Raw genomic sequence first — 20770 nt, forward strand, 5'->3', positions numbered from 1 at the left:
TCGAGGTCATCGGCCCTACCGCCGCGGACGCCATCGCCGCCCGTGGTGCGGCGGGCAGGACACCGCCGCCCGGCCCACGACCACCCGCCGCCGGCCCCGCTGAGCCGCCGCGGTCAGGCCGCCGGTCCCTGCCCCTGGGCGTACGCGCGCAGCTCCGCCAGGCTCGGCGCCTCCGCGGGGGCCACGTCCGGCACGAGCCCGGCCCGCGCGTGCTCCGGCTTGCCGGCCCAGTGCCGCAGCAGCTGCAACGGGCGTACCTGGTTGGCCTTCGCCCAGCGGATGCGCTGCACCCAGCCGATGCCCGCGTTCAGCCCGGCCGGACCGGCGTCGGGTCGGGGCACGAAACCGGCCGCGTCGTCGGTGACGGCGGCCCAGAGGTAGCCGATGGTCCGCTCACCGAGCAGCACCGGGACGCAGCGCACCGGCGCCGTGGTGGTGTTCGGATAGTTGTCCGGCACGGAAACGGTTTGGAACTCCGGATCCTCGGACATCGGGCCGCGGGTCATGACACCTCTCAACTGCTCGCGCCGGGGATGATGCGGGCCTTGAGATGCAGCCGGCCCGCCGCGTCGTACTCGGCCGAGTCGATGACGTAGGTCTGCCCCCGGCCGAGCAGCAGTTCCCGTTCGGCGGGGAACTTCGAGACGCCGTCAACGTACATGGCGGGGGTGCCGGCGGGCACCTCCAGGTGCAGGACCACCGGCTTGTGCGGGGCGAAGTTCGGGTCGGGGCCCAGCGCCGTGGAGAGGTACGCCGGTTCGCGCTGGACGCTGCCGACCAGGTCCGCCGGGTCGCAGTTGAAGGCGTTGAGGCCGGTCTCCCGGGTGACCATGACGTTCTCCGGCACCGGGCGCAGCCCCATCGACTCGTCGATCCGGTCGACGACCTCGGACAGCTCGGGGCTCATCGGCGAGTGCCCGCGCAGGGCCCCGTTGATGTCCTTGTAGTCCGGCGGCCACGGCGCGGCCCCCGGCGGGTTCTCACCCGTGTACCACCTGAGCGCGTCGGCCTGGTCGGGGGTGAGGTCGGACTGCGCCTGCGCCCAGGTGTCCCGGCCGTAGGCCGCGCCGTCGGCGTTGCTCCCGAACTCGCGCGGCGGCGGCACGTCGGCGGGCCGCGCCGCCGGGTCCGCCGGGTCGACGGGATCGGCGGGATCGGCCGGGTCCGTCGGGCTCGTCGGGTCGGCGGGGTCCGTCGGGTCGGGCGTGCCCGGGTCGGGTTTCGGCGGCGGGTGCCCGTCGGTCCCTCCGCCGGGCGACCCGGGCGGCTGGCCGGTGCCCGGGTCGCCCGGGTGCGGGGTCGCGGCCGGGCCGGGAGCATGCGGCTGGCCGGCGCCCGGGCCACCCCCGGAGCCCGCACCCGGGCCACCCCCGGAGCCGGGGGCGTGCGGGGCGGTGCCGCCCGGCGCACCGGAGTGCCCGGGGCCGCCGGCCGGGCTGTCGGTCGCCCACGGCGGGTGCGTCGGGCCACCGGAACCAGAGGTGACCGGGGCGTCCACCCGGGGCCCGGTGGTCGGCAGGTCCGGGGTGCCGGGGCCGCCCCCGGGCGTTCGCCGCAGGCCCTTGAGCACCGACTCCAGGGTGTCCACGATCTCGCCGAGGCGGGCGAGGATCGGCCGGAGCCGGCTGATGCTGGACGCGAGGGCGGTGAGCAGCTTGGCCACCTTCGCGACCCACTTGGCCACCAGGGCGGACACTTGGGTGGCCACCCACGGGGTGGCGATGCCGAGGGTGAGGCCCGCCTCGGCCAGCCACTCCCAGAGGCGGACCGCGAGCACCGACACGAAGTCGGCGATCAGGTCCCGGACCAGTTCCCGGACCAGGGACACCAGCAGGCCGGCGCCCTCGACGATCAGGCCGAGCAGGTCGGCGGCGCCGCCGATCTCGGTGAGGCTGTGCAGGTGCCGCTCGGCGTACCTGCGGTACGCGTCGGCCGCGGTGCCGGTCCACTCGGCGAGTTCGTTGGTCACCGCGGCGCCGAGGGCGGTGGCCTGGCCGCCGACGTGCCGGGCCACGTTGCGCCAGGTCTGGGCGTACGCGGCGATCTGGTCCGGGTCGCCGGCCAGCCAGTCGAGGGCGTCGGAGAGCGGCTGCACGTGCTCGATCAGCCAGGCCACGCCCCACGAGACCAGCGAGCCCAGCGGGTCGGTGCAGAAGGCCAGCGCCTCCATCGACGTGCCGAAGCCGCCGATCGTGAGATCCACCCAGGAGCCGGACTCGATGCCGGACCGCAGGTCGGCGATGCTCTCGGCCACCCCGACGCCGGAGTACCACTGGGTGCTGTCCTGCCGCTGCGCGACCAGGGGGTTGGCCACGCCGGCGGTCACCGGTACATCCCGGTGAGGCCGGTGGAGATGCCCGACTCGGCGTCGTCGTAGGCCTGGGCGTTGTGGTCCAGCGCGGCAGCCGCGCTGTGCAGGGCCGCCTCGGCGGCGCTCAACGCCGTCACCGCGCGGTCCTGCAGGACGTTCAGGAACAGCGGGATCGCCTGGCAGACCGGCAGTTTGCCGTACGCCTCGCCGCCCATCCGCACGTGCGCCGCCGCGGCCTGGGCGGTGCCCACCTCGTCGGCGATCCGGTCCACCGACCGGGCGTGCCGCACCAGCGCGGCGCTGGCGACCTGGAAGCCGTCACCAGCGGCCACGGTGGGCTCCGGCGTCCGGCGCGTCCGACTCGTCCTCCGGCTGCTCCGGGAAGCGTCGGGCGTAGCTGGCCACCACCGCCCGGCCGGTCTCCGACTCCGCGCCGACGGTCTCCGTCGTCGCCTGCGCCACCTTTGCGGCGAGCCGGCCCTGGGCGCGCCGCATCACCGCGAGCACCTCGGCGGCGATCTCGTCGGCCCGCCAGCGCAGCACCCGGTCGTCGAGGCGCAGGTCGGTCATCGCGCCGGTCGCGGCCACGGTGACCCGTACCGCGCCGTCCGCGCCGTCGGCGGTGGCCGACAGGGCCGCCACCCGCTCGGACAGCGCCTGGGCCCGGGCGGCGCGCTCGGAGACGCTCGCCGTCCAGGAGGCCACGAAGCGTTCGGTCGCCGCGCCGAAGTCACCCGCCGGCATCTGGGTCATGCCGTCCTCCCCGTTGATCGGGCGTCCCTCCGCCCGCTCGCGCCGGTGGCCGGCACGGCCACGGCTGACCCACCGTACGTCATCCCACCGGTGTTCCGGTGCCCCGGCGAGTGGTGCCGTCCACAGGGGATCCCGGCGCGAGCCGTTGATTGTCCGCCGGTGCCGGCGTGGGCGCAGTCAGCTGTGCGACGGCGCGGCCGTCGGAAACCTCACAGGACGCGAAGTGCCTGGTAGGAGCAGTGTTGAAGGAGCTCGAGAAGCGACGACGACGGGCCTCGTCCCACTCCTCGGACACGCCACCTCCGCCGTTGCCGGCCGTCGAGCCGGCGATCGGCTCGGCGGCCGAGCGAAGAAAGGGAGGGGCCGACCATGGCCGTTCCGACCGCGTCCGCCTCGCTGAACGCCACCACCTACTCGCCCGGGGAGCAGATGCTCCTCACGGTGACCTACGGCGACCCGGACACCCAGCAGGTGACCGTCACCGTCGTGGTCACCGACTCGAAGGGCAACAGCAGCAACCCGGTGAAGGTCAGCGCCGTCATCGACCCGCTGACCGTGACCGTGACCGACGACTCCGCCCGCGCCTGGACCAAGGTCTCCGACACCGGTTCGGTCGCCGTCTACCGGTCGGTGGCGTGATGGCCCGGGTCACCGTCACCGTGCGCGACAAGGGCGGGAGCACCGCCACCGCGACCGCCGACTACAGCATCGCCCCGCCGGTGCTGGGCGGCTACTACCTCGCCGGGAACGCCGACCCGACGGCGGACCTGACGGGCGGGAACTTCCGCTCGCTCACCCAGTACCGCAGCTTCGCCGACGGCTACACCTTCCCCGGCTACCAGAAGACCTGGCTGACCACGCTCGGCCAGGCCGGCATCAAGATCAATATGGTGCTGGAGCTGAAGCACTACGGCAACTCCAACACCGGCGCGCAGACGTTCACCGTGGACGGGGTGACATACACCGTCCCGGCGCCCGCGATGACCATCCAGCAGCAGCCCGGCACGACCTGGCCGAAGGCGTACGGGTACGGCCAGGTGCTCGCCGGCCAGTGCGACGGGCTGTTCGCCCGCGCGCTGTCCCAGTACCGGACGTTGGGCTTCGGGGTGAACATCCAGCTCGCCTCCGAGCTCGACACCGACCACCAGTACGGCACCACCGAGTCGGGGGTGGCGTACGGCTGGGCCGACTCCGACGCCCGGGCGGTGCAGGCGGTGACGTACCTCGTCAACTGGTTCAAGGCGCGCAGCCTGCCCGCCGGCACCACCTTCTCGGTCGGGGTGGGCGGCTGGGACCGGGCCTGCTACCAGCGCACCCACCCGGAGGCGCTGATGGCCAAGCTGGACTTCCTACACTGGAACGTCTACGCCACCGACCCCAGCCACACCGCGCTCGGCCGGTTCCGCCGCACCAAGGACTGGGCGGTGGCCGACCTGGGGCCGGTCGCGCTGTCCCGCCCGGTGCTGGTCGGCGAGTGGGGCGTACGGGTGGCCGAGTTCCCCGACCAGGCCGCCTGGATCGCCACCGTGCCAGCGGCGATCGCCCAGCTGAACGCGGCGGGCCGGCCCCGGATCGCCCGGACCAACTACTTCAACTCGGGATGGGGGACCCTCTCGCCGAAGACGTCCGGGCTCGCCGCGCTGCGCGCCGCGTACGCCACCCCGCCGTACGTCTGACATCACCTCGGAAAACGGCGGCCCGACAAAGCCGGAAAGGCCCACGGAAATCGTGGGCCTTTCCGCTTGCGCGGCCCCGGAACACGATGCGCGGGTCACCCGTGTGATTGACGCCGATCGTCATTTGGTGGACCGCCGGTACGCCCGGCTCAGGCCGCGGTTCCGCTCGTCTTCCGTTGCCCGTCCACTCGGCCGAGGGCAACGCATTGCTCCGACCGGCTCGTTGATGCCAGGCTCGACGGAGGGCACCACCACGAGTTCGGCGACGCCGGTCACCTCCGACCCAGGCCGGCGCCGTCCACTACGGACACGCCATTCCGCCCGCGAGGCGCGGTGCGAGGAAATCCCCTCGACGCGCCTGGCGAGCCCGTGTGGAAAGGTCCTCGATGGCCGCCATATTCGTCAACTACCGCACCGACGACGACGCCTCCGCCGCCGCCCTGGTGGACCGGGAACTGTCGCGTGAGTTCGGCCGGGAGCGGGTTTTCCGGGACTGTCGCTCGTTGCGTACCGGCCGCGACTTCGAGCCGGAGATCCAGCAGGCGTTGAAGCGCAGCAACGTGCTGCTGGCGCTGGTCGGCCCCCGCTGGTGGGACCTGCGCGACGAGCGGGGGCGACGCCGGATCGAGGATCCGGACGACTTCGTCCGGATGGAGATCAGGTACGCGCTCGGCCGGCCGGACATGGTGTTGATCCCGCTGCTGCTCAACGGCGCGACGCTGCCGAAGGCGCAGCAACTTCCGGACGACATCTCCGGTTTCGCGCGCCGGCACTGGGCGGAGTTCCGGGCCCGCCACGACGAGGCGGACCTGCGCACGCTGGTCGACAAGCTGTCGGCGTACGTGCCCCGGTCCGGCCCCGGCGACGGCCCGGAGCGGGCCGGCGGCCCGGACCAGGCCGGCGAACACAACGGCATCCACGTCCAGGGCGGCGCCACCTTCCACGGGCCGACGGCCGGCCGGGACCTGCGCATCGAGGGTGGGTGGGGCCGTGACTGAGGAGCCGAAGGCCGCGCCCGCCGCCGGAGCCGACCCGAAGGCCGGAGCGGGGCAGGCCGGGGCCGGCGGTCCGGCGGCCGACGCCAAGGGTGGCCAGCCGGGCCAGGCCGGCGACGGGGCGGTGGCGGACGGTCTCGCCACCGGCGTGGGGGACGGTCCGAAGAACCACCGGGCGGCCGAGGGGGACGCCCGGGCCGGTGACGAGGACCGCACCCGCGAGCAGGAGGAGTTCCGCCGGACCCGGTCGCGGGGGCTCGGCGCGTACGACGTCCGGAAGGGCGCCATCGTCGTCGGTGGCGCGGAGAACACCTTCAACGGCCCGGTCGCCGGCCGGGACGTCATCATCGGTGCCACCGCCGGGGACCAGGCGGTGTCCCAGCAGTTGCCGCCCCGGACGGTGGCCGAGGCGGGCGAGGTGTACGTCCCGCCCGGCGGCTTCGACGAGATCCGGCACGCCTGCGACGGCCGGTTCCTGCTGCTGCTGCGCTGCTGCCGCCGGTGGGGCGGCAGCAGCACCGCCGTGGAGTTGCTGCGCGGCATGGCGCAGGTGCACGAGCTGCGCTTCGGCGGCGACCTGGCGAACCTGCCGGTCGAGTCGCTGCCCGAGGGCTACGGCTACGTCTTCGACCGGATCACCGCCCGGCAGGTCGCCTCGCTGCGCGCGCAGGACCTGGCGGTCCTGGAGGAGCGCCTGGCGAAGCGGGACAGCAAGCTGGTGGTCGTGGTCGACGCCGAGTGGCGGTTTGCCGACCACGCGGTCGAGCGGGCCGCCCAGCGGATCACCGCCCCGCCGGCCGCCGCCGAACTGGTCACCCGTCACCTGACCCTGCTGCTGGACTCGGCTCCGGCGGCGGAGCAGCTGCTGGCCGAGCCGGGTGTCGGCGAGCGGCTCGCCGTGGTCGGGCCGGATTCGTTCGACGCGTCGCAGCTGGTCGAGCTGGCCCGGGACCTGGCGGAGGTGGCCCGGCACGAGCTGGGCCTCGAGGAGGCGTTGAGCCGCTTCGAGGAACGCTCCCAACGCGACGTCGAGTCCTGGTACGACGACACCGAGGCGCTCGACCAACGGGCACTGGTGCTCGCGCTGGCCGTGCTCGACGGGATGCCGTTCGACGCGGTCGCCCGCGCCAGTGGCCTGCTGGTGGACGCGTGGCGGGCGGACGAGGCCGGCGCCGGGGCCCCACCGCCCCGCGACCGCCGCCCCCGCAAGGTCCGGCTGCGCGCCGCCCGGGCGCGCATCGACCGGGAGGTCTGGTCCGCCCGGTACGGCAGCGGTGAGCTGGAGGTGGTGTCGTTCCTCGACGACACCTACCCCCGGCGGATCCTGCGGCACGCCTGGCACGAGCACGACTACGACCGGGAGCTGTTGCTGCGCTGGCTCCGGCAACTCGCCGCCGACGTGGAGGGTCGGGTCGGGATCCGGGCCGCGCAGGCGATCGGCTACCTGAGCTGGTTCGCCTTCGACACCATCCGGCGCGACATCATCACCCCCTGGGCGGTCAGCGGCGACGGCGGCCTGCGGGAACGCGGCGTGGCGGCCCTGGAGGTCGCGGCCCGCGGACCGGAGGTGGCGGAGCGGGCGTTCCGGCTGGTCCTCGACTGGTACGGCCGGCGCGACCCGGCACTGCGGCGGATGGCGGCCCGCGCGCTGGGCGACAGCGTCGGCATGCTGCTGGCCGGCGGGCCGGACGAGCGCCTCGCCGAGCTCGCCAAGGACGACGACCTGATGCTGCACATCCTCATCGGCGACAGCATCGCCGAGCTGGTGACGGTGACGGCGGACGCCGGCCGGCGGGTGGCGCTGCTCCGGTTGCTGGACGACTGGTCGGCGGAGTCGGCGTCCGGCCGGCAGTCCGCCGGGGTGCTGGGTTTCCTGGAGGTGGCCGCCTCGCTCTGGCTGCCGAGGTCCAGCCCGGACGGTGAGGTGCACTGGCCCGCGCTGCTCTGGCTGGCCACCGTCGGCGCGACCGAGGACACCGAGCTGGCGCCCGCCCGGCCGATCATCGCCCGGCTCTGGGGCCGGGCGCTGGTGGCTCCGAGGGCCGACGACGCCGTGCACCGGGTGCTGCGCGGTTGGGCGTGGAGCGCGCAACGGTGGCCGGAGCTGCGACCGCACCTGATCCAGCTGCTGGTGGAGGCGGCCACCACGAAGCGCCAAGGGCAGTTGCTGGCCGCGCACGCGCGGCGGTGGCGGGATCCGGAGCCGCTGGCGCCGGACCTGGCGGCGAGATTGTTGGACGTGCTGGACAGAAGGGGCCGTGGGTGAGCATGAATCCGGTACTGAGTCGTGAGGAGCTGAGCCGGCTGCCGTTCCGCCGGTGGCCGGTGCCCCGGCAGGGGACGCGGCTGGTCTTCGAGAAGCCGGACGGGGAGCTGGTCGCCCCACGGCACCCGTACACGGCGGGGGAGCGCTGGTGGCGCGGGCCGCGGGCGCTGTACGTGGTGGACGTGACCGAGCACGCCGAGCGCTTCACCTGCACCCTGCCGTGCTCCGCCGGTGCGCTGCACTTCGACGCCGTGGTCGACTATTCCTGGCTGGTGACCGAGCCGGAGACCGTGGTCCGCGAGCAGGAGGCGAACCCGGCGGCGCACTGCGAACGGTTCCTGCGGGAGCGGCTGCGCACGGTCGCCAAGCGGTTCACGGCGCTGGACAGCCACCGGGCCGAGGAGGCGATCCGCGACGACCTGCCCGCGGTCGGCGTCGACGTCGGTCGCGGGCTGCGGGTCAGCGGGTTGCAGGTGGAGCTGACCATCAACGCCGAGCAGAAGGCCCTCGCCAGCGAGCTGGAGATCGAGGCGCTGCGGCAGCGGGTGGAGCTGCTGAAACAGGAGGGCGAGATCACCCGGACGAAGCTCGCCCAGGAGGCCGACCTGGCCCGGCACCGGGAGCGGTCGGAGTACTTCGCCGGGCTCCTGGCGGGGGGCGGGGCGGCGCTCGCCGGGGTCATCGCGGCCGAGGACCCGAGCAAGGCCAACGAAGCGGTCCGCTTCATGGTCGACCTGTACGCGAAGGACCAGCAGCTGGCGATCGACGCCCTGAAGGTCATCTCGGACGGCGGGCAGCTCCGGCTGGGCGACCTCGACGACGCGGTGACCGCGGCGGTGCGGCGGTTCCAGGCGATCGTCGGCCCCGCCGGTGGCGGGCTGCGCCTCGGCGAACCGGCGCTCGGCCGCCCGGAGGAGCCGCCGATGATCGCCGACCAGGCCGCCCCGGACCAGCCGGAGGACGGCGCCGGGGAGCGGTCGTGAAGGTCCTCGATCTGCTCGCCGGCTGGCTGCAGGGGCTGCCGGTGCTGCCGGCCGACGCGCGCGGCGTACTCTGGCTGCCCCTGCTCCTCGCCGTGGTGGTGTTCGGCCTGCTGCTGGCCCGCCGCGCGCTGCCCCCGCTCGGCCGGCTGGTGACCGCCGGGCTCGGCCTGCTGGCCGTGCTGCTCGGCGCGGTGCTGCTGCTGCCCGACCTGGTGGTGGCGGCGGTCTTCCGCCGGGGCGGGAACCGACCCCCGGCGGCGGTCTACGGCTACGGCGACGCGGTGGTGTCCCTGGTGCTCGGGCTGCAACGGCTCACCGCCGCCGTCTCCCCGGCGACGCAGCGGCTGTCCCGGGTGCACGGCGGGCTGGTCCTGCTGGCGGCGCTCGGCTGGCTCTGGTGGTGGAACCAGCGGCACTGCCCGGACGGCCCGCCCGGCTCCTGCCTGAGCCCGGTCGACATGTGGGTGGCCGCCTTCGACGAGTGACGCGGTGCTCAGAGCAGGCTGCGCCGGCGGTCCGCGCCCAGCAGCAGGTAGGCCGCCGCGCCCAGCGCGGAGAGCGCGGCCTGGAGCAGCAGCCGGGCCGGACCCGGCCCGCCCGTGCCGGTGACGTCCAGCATCGCGGCGAGGGTCGGCAGGGCGAGCACGACCAGCAGGTCCGGCCCGGTCAGCAGCCAGATCAGCGGCCCCGGCGTGAAGCTGCCCATGGGCGTGTCGACCATCGGCATGCTGTGGTCGACCGGGCGGGACCGGGCCCGCCGCAGCGCGGCCGCCGCGACGGCGGGCCCCACGGCCAGCCCGAGCAGGCACCACGGCCCGGGCGGCAGACCCGACCGAACCGCCAGGCCGGTCAGCGCCACCGCCGACCAGAGCGTGGCCAGGACCGCCGGCGTGAGGAACCGGGCGGCGACCACCTGACGACCGGTGCGGCCGGTCAGCCGGAGCAGGGCCGGCTGCCGGCCGTCCCGGCGTACGGCGTCGAGGGTGGTGTCGGCGCAGCCGAGCGCGCCGGCGCAGACGACCAGCGCGAGCAGCCAGCCGGGCGCGTCGGCGAGCAGCGCCGGCAGCAGCGTGGCCGCCGCGAGCCAGCCGAGACGACGGCGCTTGCGGCGCAGCACCAGCAGGTCGTGCGCCACCTCCACGGGCAGCCCGAGCGGTCGGCGTACCGGTGTCGAGCGCAGCCGACGGCCCTGCCACGAACGGCGTTCCCACAGGTCGGACAGGTAGGACGGTTCGACGGCGTAGACCGCGTCCAGGTGCGCCCCGACCAGGGTGGCGGTCCCCCGCAGACGCCGGTCGGGGAAGGCGTCGAGCCGCCGTACCGTGCCGGCGACCGCGAGGGCCGCGGCCGTGACCGCCACCGTCGCCGCGCCCCACAGCAGCGCCGCGGCGGGCGCCGGGACCCGTGGGGCCGGCACCTCCGGCGCCACCAGCGCCGCCGCGCCGCCGCCGAGCAGCACCGCGGCGACCAGCCGGTCCAGCCGCCGGGCCCAGGCCGGGTCGCGCTGCCCGGCCGTCGCGGCCGTCGCCAGCAGCGCCCCGCCGGCCGCGCCGGCCGTCGCCCAGCCGAGCAGCGCGCCGACGTCGACCGGACGGGCGGCGAGCCGGGCGACCCCGGCCCCGGCGCCGGCGGCACCCAGCAGGCTCGCCAGCGCCAGGACCCGGGCGAGCGGCGGCAGCAGCAGGCCGCGCCGCGGCACGGGTGACGCGAGCAGCCAGCTGGCGTCCGGCCGCCCGATCACCACCGGGCCGAGCCGGCGCAGCGCCGCCAGCAGGCCGGCGGCGCCGACCCCGACCAGGGCGACGACCGTCAGCGGGTGCGGGTCGGGCAGCGGTCCGGCGGGCCAGAGGGTACGCCCCAACGGCGGGCCGAACAGCGCCACCGTCATCGCGGCGGCCAACACCGCCAGGTAGACGGTTTCGAGACCGATCGATCCGAGGGTGGCGACCTGGCGGCGGCGCACCCACCGGCGCAGCTGCCGCGCCGACGCCGGCCGGCCGGTCGTACCGCCGGCGCGGATCAGCGTCTCGCTCATCGGGGCGCGACGGGGTCGGCGGCGGGGGCCGGGTCCAGCGCGCGGACCGGGCAGCCGACGGCGGCGACGAAGGACGGGTCGTGGCTGGCCATCAGCAGGGTGCCGCCGGCGGCCACGTGCTCGCGTAGTTGCCCGGCGACGACCCGCCGGACGGCGGCGTCGAGCCGCTGCTCCGGTTCGTCCAGCACCAGCAGGTCGCTGGGGCGGGCCAGCACGGCGGCGAGCAGCAGCCGCTGCCGCTCGCCGGAGGAGAGGGTGTCCGGGGTGGCGTCGGCCAGCGGACGCAGGCCCAGCGTGGCGAAGAGCTCGTCGATCCGGCCGTCGCCCGGGTCGGCGCCGACGGCCAGCCGGACCAGCTCGACGTGCTCCCGGACGGTCAGCCCCGCGTACCAGCTGGGCTGCTCGACGGTGGTGGCGACCCGACGCCAGAAGGCGGCGGTGGCGTCCGGCGGCGTGCCGAACACCCGTACCGTGCCGGCGTCCGGCTCGACGAGGCCGGTGACGCAGCGCAGCAGGCTGGTCTTGCCGACGCCGTTCTCGCCGGTCAGGCAGAGCGCGCCGCCGGTGGCGACGGTCAGGTCGACGTCGTGCAGGACGGTCCGGGCGCCGAAGCTGAGGCGGAGCCCGTGGATCGACACGGCCGGTGAGGTCACCGGGTCAGGTTAGCCAGCCCGGTCACGCCTCGCCGTCGGTCTCCAACCGCTCGGCGTACGCGGCGCGCAGCTCGTCCCAGCCGAAGTCCCTGGCCTCCCGGCCCCGGATCGGGCCGACCGGGTCGCCGTCGAGCAGGTGCCCGGCGACGTCCAGGCAGAGGTGCCAGCCGGCGGCCATGACCGGCGCCAGCTCCGGCCGGCCGATCCGGTGCCGCAGGGTCAGCCGGGTGCCGCCGTCGGTCCGGTCCAGTTCCCAGCGCAGCCGGTCGTCGCCCCAGGTGTACTCCAGCAGGTTCGGCGGGTCGGCGCGCAGCACGATGGACGGTGCGTCGAGGCTCCGGTCGCCGTCGACGGTGCTCAGGGTGGCCTCGCCCGGCGCGCCGAGATCCCGGCTGGCCAGGAACGGGGCCCACTCGGCGAGCCGGGCCGGCTCGGTGAGCGCCGCCCACACCCGCTCCGGCGGGTGCCGCAGGTCCCGGACGAGGACCAGGTCCCAGCGGTCCGCCACGGGCACCCGGGAGACCTGGGCGAGCGGGCCGGGGCGGAAGTGCTTCCTGTCCATGTCACTCCTTGTCGAGATGGCGTTCCAGGGCGTCCAGGTGCTCGGTCCAGAGCCGGCGGTACGGCGCGAGCCAGCCGTCGACGGCCCGCAACGGGCGTACGTCGACGCGGTAGATGCGCTGCTGGGCGGCCGTACGGCAGGTGACGAAGCCGGCCTCGCGGAGCACCCGCAGGTGCTTGGAGACGGCCGGCTGGCTCACCCCCAGCAGGTCGACCAGGTCACCGACGCTCCGCTCGGCGCCGCGCAGCGTGTCGAGGATCCGGCGGCGGGTCGGCTCAGCGAGTACGGCGAAAGCGTCGACGGTCACACCGCCAGCATGCCTCCTGCGTTATATACCCGTCAAGGCATGTGTTAGGCGGGGGCCCGCTACCGAATGCGTTAAGCGGGAGCCCCTCCTTGCCCGGTCATATGCTTCCGGCATGGAACTGCGGATCTTCACCGAACCCCAGCAGGGGGCCAGCTACGACCAGTTGCTCGCGGTGGCCCGGGCCGCGGAGGACGCCGGCTACGGCGCGTTCTTCCGCTCCGACCACTACCTGAAGATGGGCTCGGGCAGCGGTGAACCCGGACCGACCGACGCCTGGACCACCCTGGCCGGGCTGGCCCGGGAGACCTCCCGGATCCGGCTCGGCACGCTGATGACCGCGGCCACCTTCCGGCTGCCCGGCCCGCTGGCCATCGCCGTCGCCCAGGTCGACCAGATGAGCGGGGGCCGGGTCGAGCTGGGCATCGGCGCCGGCTGGTACGCCGACGAGCACACCGCGTACGGGATCCCCTTCCCGCCGGTGGGGGAGCGGTTCGACCGGCTGGCGGAACAGTTGGCCGTCATCACCGGCCTGTGGGAGACCCCGGTCGGCAAGACCTTCGACTTCGCCGGGACGTACTACCCGGTCAGCGACTCGCCCGCGCTGCCCAAGCCGGTGCAGGACCCGCGCCCGCCGATCCTGCTCGGCGGGATGGGCCCGAAGCGCACGCCCCGGCTCGCCGCCCGGTACGCCGACGAGTTCAACCTGCCGTTCGTCTCGGTCGACGACACCGCCGCCCAGTTCGCCCGGGTCCGCGCGGCGTGCACCGCGATCGGCCGCGCCCCGGACACCATGCGCTGGTCGAACGCGCTCGTGGTGTGCTGCGGGCGGAACGACGCGGAGGTCGCCCGCCGGGCCGCCGCGATCGGGCGGGAACCGGCCGAGCTGCGGGAGAACGGCCTGGCCGGCACCCCGGCGGAGCTGGTCGACCGGATCGGCCGGTACGCGGCGGTCGGCAGCCAGCGGCTCTACCTCCAGCTGCTCGACCTCGACGACCTGGACCACCTGGAGCTGGTCGCCGCCGAGGTGATGCCGCAGCTCTGAGCCGTGCGGCCGCCGTTTGCGACCTGAGTGGACCCGTCTCTCGGACGGGTACACGTCGCCCCGGAGGCTCGGGTCGCGGTAGCTGCTCATCGGCGTATGGTTCCCCGGAAACGGGGCCGACAACCGCGCGGTGCGCCGGCAGGGAGTGAAATGTGGCGGTGAGTGACCGGAACTGGGCGGGCAACATCACGTACGCGGCGGCCCGCCGTCACCGTCCGTCCAACCTGGACGAGCTGCGCCGGCTGGTCGCGGGCAGCGACCGGCTGCGGGTGGTCGGCACCGGGCACTCGTTCAACCGGTTCGGCGACACCACCGGCGACCTGGTGTCACTCGCCGGGCTGCCGCCCAGCGTCGAGATCGACCGGAAGCGGGCCACCGTCACCGTCGCCGCCGGGCTGCGCTACGGGGACGTGGCCACCCGGCTGCACGCCGAGGGGCTGGCCCTGGCGAACCTCGCCTCGCTGCCGCACATCTCGGTCGCCGGCGCGGTCGCCACCGGCACCCACGGCAGCGGCGACGGCAACCGCAACCTCGCCGCGGCGGTGGCCGGGCTGGAGCTGGTCACCGCCGACGGCGAGCTGCTGACCGTGGACCGCGCCGACGACCGGTTCGCCGGCATGGTGGTGGCGCTGGGCGCGCTGGGCGTGGTCACCCGGGTCACCCTGGACGTCGTACCGGCCTTCGAGCTCCGCCAGTACGTCCACCTCGGCCTGCCGGCCGAGGCCCTGCCGGCCGCGTTCGGCTCGGCGTACAGCGTCAGCGCCTTCACCCGGTGGCGGTCGGACCGGCTGGACCAGGTGTGGCGCAAGCAGCGGGCGGAGCAGCCGGCGCCGCCCGCCGACTGGCTGGGCGCCACCGCCGCGCGGGAACCGGCGCACCCGATCCCGGGGATGCCGGCCGCGCACTGCACGCCGCAGCTCGGTGCGCCCGGCGCCTGGCACGAGCGGCTGCCGCACTTCCGGCTCGACTTCACCCCGAGTGCCGGCGACGAGCTCCAGTCCGAGTACCACCTGCCCAGGGCGGCGCTGCCCGACGCGTACGCCGCCCTGGCCGGCATCCGGGAGCTGCTGGCCCCGCTGACGCAGGTGTGCGAGCTGCGTACGGTCGCCGCCGACGAGCTGTGGCTCAGCCCGAACCACGGGCGGGACACCCTGGCGGTCCACTTCACCTGGATCGCCGACGAGGCCGCGGTGCTGCCGGTGGTGGCCGAGGTGGAGCGGCGGCTGGCGCCGTTCGGGGCGCGCCCGCACTGGGGCAAGGTGTTCACCCTGGACCCGGCGGCGGTGGCCGCCGGCTACCCCCGGTACGCCGACTTCCAGGCCCTGCTGGGCGACCTGGATCCGCGCGGGGTGTTCCGCACCGAGCTGCTGGATCTTTACTTCCCCCGGCCCTGACCGCGACCGGTCTCCGTGGCGGCGCCAACCCCGGCCGGCCGCCGCCGGTGGGCGCCGTGCCGGGTCGGCCGTCAGCCGGGTCCCGGACTCTCCGGGGCCGCGACGGGTCGGGTGATCGAGTCCACCCGGCGCAGCCGACCGTCGGGCGCCAGCCGACCGAACATGTGGACCTGGCTGGAGACGGCGCGGCTCCGGTTCACCGCGTGCAGCGTGTACCGGGCGGCGACCCGGTCGCCGCAGACGAGCGTGTCGTGGACGTCGACGTCGCAGCGCTGCACCGTACGCCGCACCGGGCGGGCGTGGTCGATGAGCCGCTGCCGGTCGAGGCGTACGCCGTCGTTGTGCCAGGTCACGTCCGGCGTGTGGTACCGGTCCATGACGACGCCGGGTTCCTCCTGCCCGAAGGCCATCTCGGTGACGTAGGCACGGAGGTATCCGGCGAGGTCGGTGCCGGGCAGCGGGGTCATGTCGCCCTCCATTTTCCTTGACAGTGCTGTCAAGGCTAAGTCCGAGGCGTACGGTTGACAACCGTGTCAGGGCTGGAGCCGGCCGCGAGGCGGCGGAGGGCCCGCGTCGAGGCGCGGCGCAGCGTCGCCGCGATCCTCGACGCGGCGATCAAGGTGCTCGGCGACCGACCGCAGGCCAGCATGGACGAGGTGGCCACCGCGGCCGGGGTCTCCCGGCAGACCGTCTACGCCCACTTTCCGTCCCGGGACGCCCTGCTCGACGCCGCGGTGCGCCGGCTCACAGATGACGCGGTCGCCGCCCTGGACGCGGCCAACCTCGACTCCGGTCCCGCAGCCGAGGCGCTGTCCCGGCTGCTCGACGTGAGCTGGCAGGTGTTCGAACGATTCCCGCTGCTGTGGTCTGCGGCGCCCGTCTCCGACGGGGACGAGTTGCACGAACCCGTCTTCGCCCGGCTGGAGCGCCTGATCCACCGTGGACAGCGCTCCGGCGAGTTCGACCCGGACGCCGCCACCGGCTGGCTCATCGCCGCCACCGCGGCGCTCGGCCACGCCGCCGGGACGGAGGTGGCCGCCGGGCGGATGACCGTCGACAAGGCCCGGGCGGCGCTGCGGGCGGGCGTGCTGCGGGTGTACGGGGCCCCGGCGTCCCGGTCAGGCTGACCGCTGTCGCGCGTGCCGCATCAGCGACCGCCGTGGGACATCTGCTCCCGGAGGCTGCCGCGCTGCACCGCCCGGCTGATGTCGCTGGGCGAGACGATGCCGACCAGCCGCTGGTCGGTGACCACCAGCGCCCGGCCGTCGGCGCACTCGCTGAGCCGGGGCAGCAGCTCGGTGAGGTCCTCGTCCGGCCGGGCCAGCACCAGCTCGTCCGCCCGGCAGGCCACCTCGCCCAGCGTGGTGGAGCCGCGCCGGTCGGCGGGGATGCCGCGTACCCGGTCCAGGGTGACCAGGCCGACCGGGTGGCCGTCCCCGTCGGTCAGCGGCAGCGCCGTGTGCCGGTACGCGAAGAGATAGTGGTCGACGAAGTCGGCGACAGTCATCGCCCCGGAGGCGGTCTGCGGCTGCGGGGTCATCACGTCGGCGACCCGGATCCCGCGCAGCGTGCCGCCCATCCGGGCCTGCCGCTCCTCCACGCCCGCGGCGCCGATCAGGAACCAGCCGATCAGCGCCAGCCACAGCCCGCCGACGCCGGCACCGGCGATGAACTGCCAGAGGCCCAGGCCGATCAGCACCACGCCCAGGATCCGGCCGGCCCGGGCCGCGACCACGGACGCCTTCGTCCGGTCGCCGGTCGCCTTCCACACCGCGGCACGCAGCAACCGCCCGCCGTCCAGCGGGGCGGCGGGCAGGATGTTGAAGATCGCCAGCAGTACGTTGATGCCGGCCAGCCAGGCCAGCGAGCCCAGCAGCAGGCCGTGCACCCCGGCCAGGCTGAGCACCAGCGCGATCGCGCCGAAGATCGCGCCGATGAGCAGGCTGACCAGCGGCCCCACCCCGGCGATCCGCAGCTCGGCGCCCGGGTCGCGGGCCTCGCCCTTCAGCTCGGAGACCCCGCCGAAGAGCCACAGCGTGATCCCCTCGACCTGGATGCCGTTGCGCTTGGCCACCACCGAGTGGGACACCTCGTGCGCCAGCAGGCCGAGGAAGAAGACCACCGCCGCGGCCAGCCCGGCCGCCCAGTACTCGACCAGCGACCGGCCCGGGTAGGCGCGCGGGAACTGGCTCGCCGACAGCGCCCAGGCGATGAGCAGGAAGATGACCAGGACGCTCCAGTTGACTCCGACGGGTACCCCCGCGACCCGGCCAAGCCGGAAGCTCGCCCTCATGGGTCCGTCATACCCGTCGAAAGCAGCCCCACACCAGATGAACGGTGAAGTGCGGGGGCTGAGCCGGAACAGCGACGGCCAGGGTGGAGGGGACAGCGCATGCGTGAGGATTCGCCGCGCTGGGAGCAGATCAACGCCAGCTCGTACCCGTGGGAGCAGGACGGGCTGCGGGCTGACCGGCCTCAAGGAGTGCCGCTTACCTCACCGGCGAGCCAGTCGCTGTGGCCTGCCAACGACTGGATCGAGGCGGTCGGCGTGGGGTGACTAGTGTTTGTACGACTCGTACAAGCTGTACGATTGGGGTATGAGCGAGCCCGCCGCCGAACTCCCGATCTCCGATGCCCGCGACAGCCTCGCGGACGTGGTGTCCCGCGCCCACTACGCTGGGCGGATCACCTACGTCACCCGCCGTGGGCAGCGTCTGGCCGCCATTGTCCCCGCCGACCTGGCCGAAGCGATCGAACGAGCAGAGGACGCTGCCGACGTCTCGGCCGCCCGCGACGCCCTGGCCCGGATCGATGCCGGCGACTCCCCGGTCTCGCTGACTGAACTGCGCGACGAGTTGGGCCTGTGAGCGTGCCACCCGAGCCGGTCTACGCTGTTCAGGTTGATCGGGTCGCTGCCAAACTGCTGCGCAATCTCGATCGACCCGCCTCGTCGCCGCCCTCGCCGGGCTGGCTGCTGAGCCCCGCCCGGCTGGCGTCAAGGCGCTCGCCGGACACCCCGGTCTGCTGCGCATCCGTGTCGGCGACTATCGCATCATCTATACCGTCCGCGATCATGAACTGATCGTCCTCGTGGTCCACCTCGGCCATCGTGGCGACGTCTACGACGCACTCTGATCTTGGACCGAGGCAGCCGTTCCGGTTGGGACCGCCCAGACGGGGGGTTGCCCGGTAACCGCGGTGATCAGGTCGGAGTCGCCGGGCTCTACCGGTGTTATCTGGTCACCCGAGACCCGAAGGCCGTGTCGCCGGCGATGCCCCAAAGGGGATTCTCGATATCGGCCAGACCTGGGTCTGGCATCCTGATGGTCGGCCCTTGGCTCGGTCGTTTCGGCCGGACCGGTCAGGTCGGGCAGGCCACCGCTCTTGAGCCAGTCGGCGAACTCCCGGCGCTTGTCCCAGTCGACCACAGCCTTGAGGACGGCGTTGACGATGGCCGTCTTCGTCGTGGTGCCGAAGATCTTCGCCGACTGGGCGAGCAGCTTGGCATCGATATCGATGGTGGCCCGGGACGCGGCCGAAGTTTCCCACGTCGTACCCCGGATGGTTCCAGTCGCCATGCCGACAATGCGAGGCCCTGGATGCTGGTCACTCGTCGGGGATAGTTGCGAAGGTGGCGACGCTGATCGATGAGGGCGATGACCCGTACCTCTGGTTGGAGGATCTTGACGGGGCGAACGCCGCCGGGTGGGTGCGGGACCGCAACGCGGAGACCATCGCCGCGCTGACCGGGAGCGAGCGGTTCGCCGCCCTGCGGGGGGAGATCCGGCAGGTGCTCGACGCCGCGGACCGCATACCCTGGCCGGGCTGGCGCGGCGACCAGTTCTACTACGGCTTCTGGACTGACGCGACCCATCCGCGCGGCCTGTGGCGGCGCACCACGCTCGACCAGTACCGGCGGCCCGAGCCGGAGTGGGACGTGCTGCTGGACCTGGACGCGCTGGCCGCCGAGGAGGGCGAGAACTGGGTCTGGCAGCAGGTGACCGTGCTGCGCCCCGGTTACCAACGCTGCCTGATCAGCCTGTCCCGGGGTGGCGCCGACGCGGTCGTGGTGCGGGAGTTCGACCTGGTGCGCCGTGCCTTCGTCGAGGACGGGTTCACGCTGCCCGAGGCGAAGAGCGACGTCTGCTGGATCGACGCCGACCACATCTACGTCGGCACCGACTTCGGCCCCGGGTCGCTGACCACCTCCGGGTATCCGCGCGTCGTCAGGCGCTGGCGGCGCGGCACCCCGCTGGCCGAGGCCGCCGTCGTGCACGAAGGGCACCCGGACGACGTCGGCGTCTACGCCTCGCACGACCCGACCCCCGGCTTCGAGCGCGACTTCGTGGGCCGTGGCCTGGACTTCTACCGCACCGAGAACCATCTGCTCACGGCGGGCGGCGAGCTGGTCCGGATCGACGTGCCGGAGGACGCCAACTGGGACGTGCACCGGGAGTGGCTGCTGATCCGGGTGCGCTCGCCGTGGACGGTCGACGGGGTGACGCATCCGGCGGGAACGTTGCTGGTGACCCGGTTCGACGCGTTCCTCGCCGGTGGGCGGGAGTTGGCGGTGCTGTTCCGGCCGGACGACCGCACCGCGTTGAGCGGCTGGGCCTGGACGCGACACCACCTGATCCTGGCCACCCTCGTCGACGTGCGGAGCCGGCTGGAGGTGCTGACGCCCGACGGGACGGGTTGGCGGCGCGGGCCGCTCGCCGGGGTGCCAGCGGACGACCACAGCCAGATCGTGAAGACCGACCCGGACCACAGCGACGACTACCTGCTCGCCGCCGAGGGGTTCCTGCGGCCGGCGACGCTGCGGCTCGGGCAGGTCGGTGGCGCGACGGAGACGCTCAAGCGGGAGCCCGTGTTCTTCGACGCGGCCGGCCTGACGGTCCGCCAGTTCTTCGCCACCTCCGCCGACGGCACCCGGGTGCCGTACTTCGTGGTCGGGGACCCGGCCGCGCCCGCCGGTCCGACGCTGCTCACCGGGTACGGCGGGTACGAGCACGCGCTGACCCCCGGCTACGACGGGATGACCGGCTGCGGCTGGCTGGCCCGGGGCGGCACGTACGTGGTGGCGAACATCCGGGGCGGCGGCGAGTACGGCCCGCGGTGGCACCGCGCGGCGATCCGGGAGAACCGGCTGCGGGCGTACGAGGACTTCGCGGCGGTGGCCGCCGACCTGGTGACCCGCGGGCTCACCACGCCGGCGCAGCTCGGCGTCGAGGGCGGCAGCAACGGCGGGCTGCTGGTCGGGGTGATGCTGACCCGCTGGCCGGAGCTGTTCGGGGCGGTCGTCGCGACCGTGCCGGTGCTGGACATGCGGCGCTATCACCGGCTGCTGGCCGGCGCCTCGTGGATGGCCGAGTACGGCGACCCGGACCAGCCGAAGGACTGGGCCTACCTGCGCGAATACTCGCCGTACCACAACGTCCGCGGCGACCGGCCGTACCCGCCGGTCCTGCTCATCACCTCGACCCGCGACGACCGGGTGCACCCGGGGCACGCCCGGAAAATGGCGGCCCGGCTGCGCGAGCACGGCCACGAGGTGGCGTACTACGAGAACGTCGAGGGCGGGCACGGCGCGGCGGCGAACAACGAGCAGCGCGCCTTCGTCTGGGCGCTGACGCTGGAGTTCCTGTGGCGGAAGCTGACCGGACCGGCGCGGCAACCCCTGCCACGCCAGGCGTCGCCGGTCCCCGAGGGTGCGCCGGACGGCCGTAGAATCTGGCGGTGATCGAGCTGAAGGCGTGCCGTCCGTGCGGATAGCCCGGCTCCGTTGTGCCTTCG

At 74.3% G+C, this 20770-nt stretch carries 24 protein-coding genes; 13 read left to right on the top strand and 11 right to left on the bottom strand.

What is annotated here, in order from left to right; genetic code table 11:
* Positions 1–113: 113 nt before the first annotated feature.
* From AB0H57_RS09405 to AB0H57_RS09420, 4 genes are read right to left on the bottom strand one after another with little or no spacing between them, the layout of a single operon-like run.
* Positions 114–491, bottom strand: a complete 378-nt coding sequence (locus AB0H57_RS09405; RefSeq protein ID WP_357504395.1) for a hypothetical protein — start codon at positions 489–491, stop codon at positions 114–116.
* Between the two features lie 23 nt (positions 492–514).
* Positions 515–2326: an ADP-ribosyltransferase gene (locus AB0H57_RS09410; RefSeq protein WP_357504397.1), complete on the bottom strand. Its 1812-nt coding sequence runs from the start codon at positions 2324–2326 to the stop codon at positions 515–517.
* Entirely contained in the window at positions 2323–2643 is a 321-nt protein-coding gene (locus AB0H57_RS09415; RefSeq protein WP_357504399.1) for a hypothetical protein, read from the bottom strand. Before AB0H57_RS09415 ends, AB0H57_RS09410 begins: the two co-directional genes overlap by 4 nt.
* Positions 2630–3064 carry a YbaB/EbfC family nucleoid-associated protein gene (locus AB0H57_RS09420; RefSeq protein WP_357504401.1) on the bottom strand — a complete coding sequence of 145 codons (435 nt, stop codon included), beginning with the start codon at positions 3062–3064 and terminating at the stop codon, positions 2630–2632. The genes AB0H57_RS09415 and AB0H57_RS09420 overlap by 14 nt, the downstream gene beginning before the upstream one ends.
* 369 nt (positions 3065–3433) lie before the next feature.
* Between AB0H57_RS09420 and AB0H57_RS09425 the strand changes: the two genes are divergently transcribed.
* The 6 genes from AB0H57_RS09425 (at position 3434) to AB0H57_RS09450 (ending at position 9469) form a co-directional block, all read left to right on the top strand.
* Positions 3434–3703 (top strand): hypothetical protein, encoded by a 270-nt coding sequence (locus AB0H57_RS09425; protein ID WP_357504403.1) that lies wholly within the window; start codon positions 3434–3436, stop codon positions 3701–3703.
* A complete protein-coding gene (locus tag AB0H57_RS09430; protein ID WP_357504405.1) occupies positions 3703–4740 on the top strand; it encodes a hypothetical protein in 1038 nt (345 codons plus the stop codon). Before AB0H57_RS09425 ends, AB0H57_RS09430 begins: the two co-directional genes overlap by 1 nt.
* Before the next feature lie 386 nt (positions 4741–5126).
* Positions 5127–5738, top strand: coding sequence for a toll/interleukin-1 receptor domain-containing protein (locus AB0H57_RS09435; protein WP_357504407.1), 612 nt, complete (start codon positions 5127–5129; stop codon positions 5736–5738).
* Positions 5731–8001 carry a hypothetical protein gene (locus tag AB0H57_RS09440; protein ID WP_357504409.1) on the top strand — a complete coding sequence of 757 codons (2271 nt, stop codon included), beginning with the start codon at positions 5731–5733 and terminating at the stop codon, positions 7999–8001. The genes AB0H57_RS09435 and AB0H57_RS09440 overlap by 8 nt, the downstream gene beginning before the upstream one ends.
* A complete protein-coding gene (locus tag AB0H57_RS09445) occupies positions 7998–8984 on the top strand; it encodes a hypothetical protein (protein ID WP_357504411.1) in 987 nt (328 codons plus the stop codon). The genes AB0H57_RS09440 and AB0H57_RS09445 overlap by 4 nt, the downstream gene beginning before the upstream one ends.
* Complete coding sequence (locus AB0H57_RS09450) at positions 8981–9469, top strand: hypothetical protein (protein ID WP_357504412.1); 489 nt, start codon at positions 8981–8983, stop codon at positions 9467–9469. Before AB0H57_RS09445 ends, AB0H57_RS09450 begins: the two co-directional genes overlap by 4 nt.
* A gap of 8 nt (positions 9470–9477) precedes the next feature.
* On the opposite strand, the gene AB0H57_RS09455 is transcribed toward AB0H57_RS09450, so the two are convergent.
* Genes AB0H57_RS09455 through AB0H57_RS09470 form a run of 4 tightly spaced genes read right to left on the bottom strand, consistent with a single transcriptional unit; the run spans position 9478 to position 12541 of the window.
* Complete coding sequence (locus tag AB0H57_RS09455; protein ID WP_357504414.1) at positions 9478–11019, bottom strand: DUF6297 family protein; 1542 nt, start codon at positions 11017–11019, stop codon at positions 9478–9480.
* Positions 11016–11672 (bottom strand): ABC transporter ATP-binding protein, encoded by a 657-nt coding sequence (locus AB0H57_RS09460; RefSeq protein ID WP_357504416.1) that lies wholly within the window; start codon positions 11670–11672, stop codon positions 11016–11018. Before AB0H57_RS09460 ends, AB0H57_RS09455 begins: the two co-directional genes overlap by 4 nt.
* Before the next feature lie 22 nt (positions 11673–11694).
* Positions 11695–12234 (bottom strand): SRPBCC family protein, encoded by a 540-nt coding sequence (locus AB0H57_RS09465; RefSeq protein WP_357504418.1) that lies wholly within the window; start codon positions 12232–12234, stop codon positions 11695–11697.
* A 1-nt stretch (position 12235) separates the two neighbouring features.
* Positions 12236–12541 (bottom strand): metalloregulator ArsR/SmtB family transcription factor, encoded by a 306-nt coding sequence (locus AB0H57_RS09470; RefSeq protein ID WP_357504420.1) that lies wholly within the window; start codon positions 12539–12541, stop codon positions 12236–12238.
* 112 nt (positions 12542–12653) lie between these two features.
* Between AB0H57_RS09470 and AB0H57_RS09475 the strand changes: the two genes are divergently transcribed.
* Positions 12654–13583, top strand: coding sequence for an LLM class F420-dependent oxidoreductase (locus AB0H57_RS09475; protein ID WP_357504422.1), 930 nt, complete (start codon positions 12654–12656; stop codon positions 13581–13583).
* A 158-nt stretch (positions 13584–13741) separates the two neighbouring features.
* Entirely contained in the window at positions 13742–14977 is a 1236-nt protein-coding gene (locus tag AB0H57_RS09480) for an FAD-binding protein (RefSeq protein ID WP_357504500.1), read from the top strand.
* 71 nt (positions 14978–15048) lie between these two features.
* Here the strand turns inward: AB0H57_RS09480 and AB0H57_RS09485 are convergent, their stop codons facing one another.
* Positions 15049–15444 (bottom strand): nuclear transport factor 2 family protein, encoded by a 396-nt coding sequence (locus tag AB0H57_RS09485; RefSeq protein WP_357504424.1) that lies wholly within the window; start codon positions 15442–15444, stop codon positions 15049–15051.
* A gap of 63 nt (positions 15445–15507) precedes the next feature.
* On the opposite strand from AB0H57_RS09485, the gene AB0H57_RS09490 reads away from it, so the two are divergent.
* Positions 15508–16104: a TetR/AcrR family transcriptional regulator gene (locus AB0H57_RS09490; protein WP_357504426.1), complete on the top strand. Its 597-nt coding sequence runs from the start codon at positions 15508–15510 to the stop codon at positions 16102–16104.
* A gap of 20 nt (positions 16105–16124) precedes the next feature.
* Here the strand turns inward: AB0H57_RS09490 and AB0H57_RS09495 are convergent, their stop codons facing one another.
* On the bottom strand, positions 16125–17270 hold the full coding sequence (locus AB0H57_RS09495; protein ID WP_357504428.1) for a site-2 protease family protein: 1146 nt from the start codon (positions 17268–17270) through the stop codon (positions 16125–16127).
* 99 nt (positions 17271–17369) lie between these two features.
* Between AB0H57_RS09495 and AB0H57_RS09500 the strand changes: the two genes are divergently transcribed.
* From AB0H57_RS09500 to AB0H57_RS09510, 3 genes are all read left to right on the top strand, one after another.
* Positions 17370–17534, top strand: a complete 165-nt coding sequence (locus AB0H57_RS09500) for a hypothetical protein (RefSeq protein ID WP_357504430.1) — start codon at positions 17370–17372, stop codon at positions 17532–17534.
* A gap of 40 nt (positions 17535–17574) precedes the next feature.
* Complete coding sequence (locus tag AB0H57_RS09505; protein ID WP_357504432.1) at positions 17575–17844, top strand: type II toxin-antitoxin system prevent-host-death family antitoxin; 270 nt, start codon at positions 17575–17577, stop codon at positions 17842–17844.
* 100 nt (positions 17845–17944) lie between these two features.
* The gene (locus tag AB0H57_RS09510) at positions 17945–18112 is read left to right on the top strand and encodes a type II toxin-antitoxin system RelE/ParE family toxin (protein WP_357504502.1); all 168 of its coding nucleotides are present in this window, start codon (positions 17945–17947) and stop codon (positions 18110–18112) included.
* Here the strand turns inward: AB0H57_RS09510 and AB0H57_RS09515 are convergent.
* Positions 18097–18555 carry a type II toxin-antitoxin system VapB family antitoxin gene (locus tag AB0H57_RS09515; protein WP_357504434.1) on the bottom strand — a complete coding sequence of 153 codons (459 nt, stop codon included), beginning with the start codon at positions 18553–18555 and terminating at the stop codon, positions 18097–18099. The two genes, AB0H57_RS09510 and AB0H57_RS09515, sit on opposite strands and share 16 nt — an antisense overlap.
* A gap of 53 nt (positions 18556–18608) precedes the next feature.
* Here AB0H57_RS09515 and AB0H57_RS09520 point away from each other — a divergent pair, with 53 nt between their 5' ends.
* Entirely contained in the window at positions 18609–20717 is a 2109-nt protein-coding gene (locus tag AB0H57_RS09520) for a prolyl oligopeptidase family serine peptidase (RefSeq protein ID WP_357504436.1), read from the top strand.
* The last annotated feature ends 53 nt before the right edge of the window (positions 20718–20770 follow it).

Source organism: Micromonospora sp. NPDC050686 (assembly GCF_040654475.1).
Lineage (GTDB): Bacteria > Actinomycetota > Actinomycetes > Mycobacteriales > Micromonosporaceae > Micromonospora.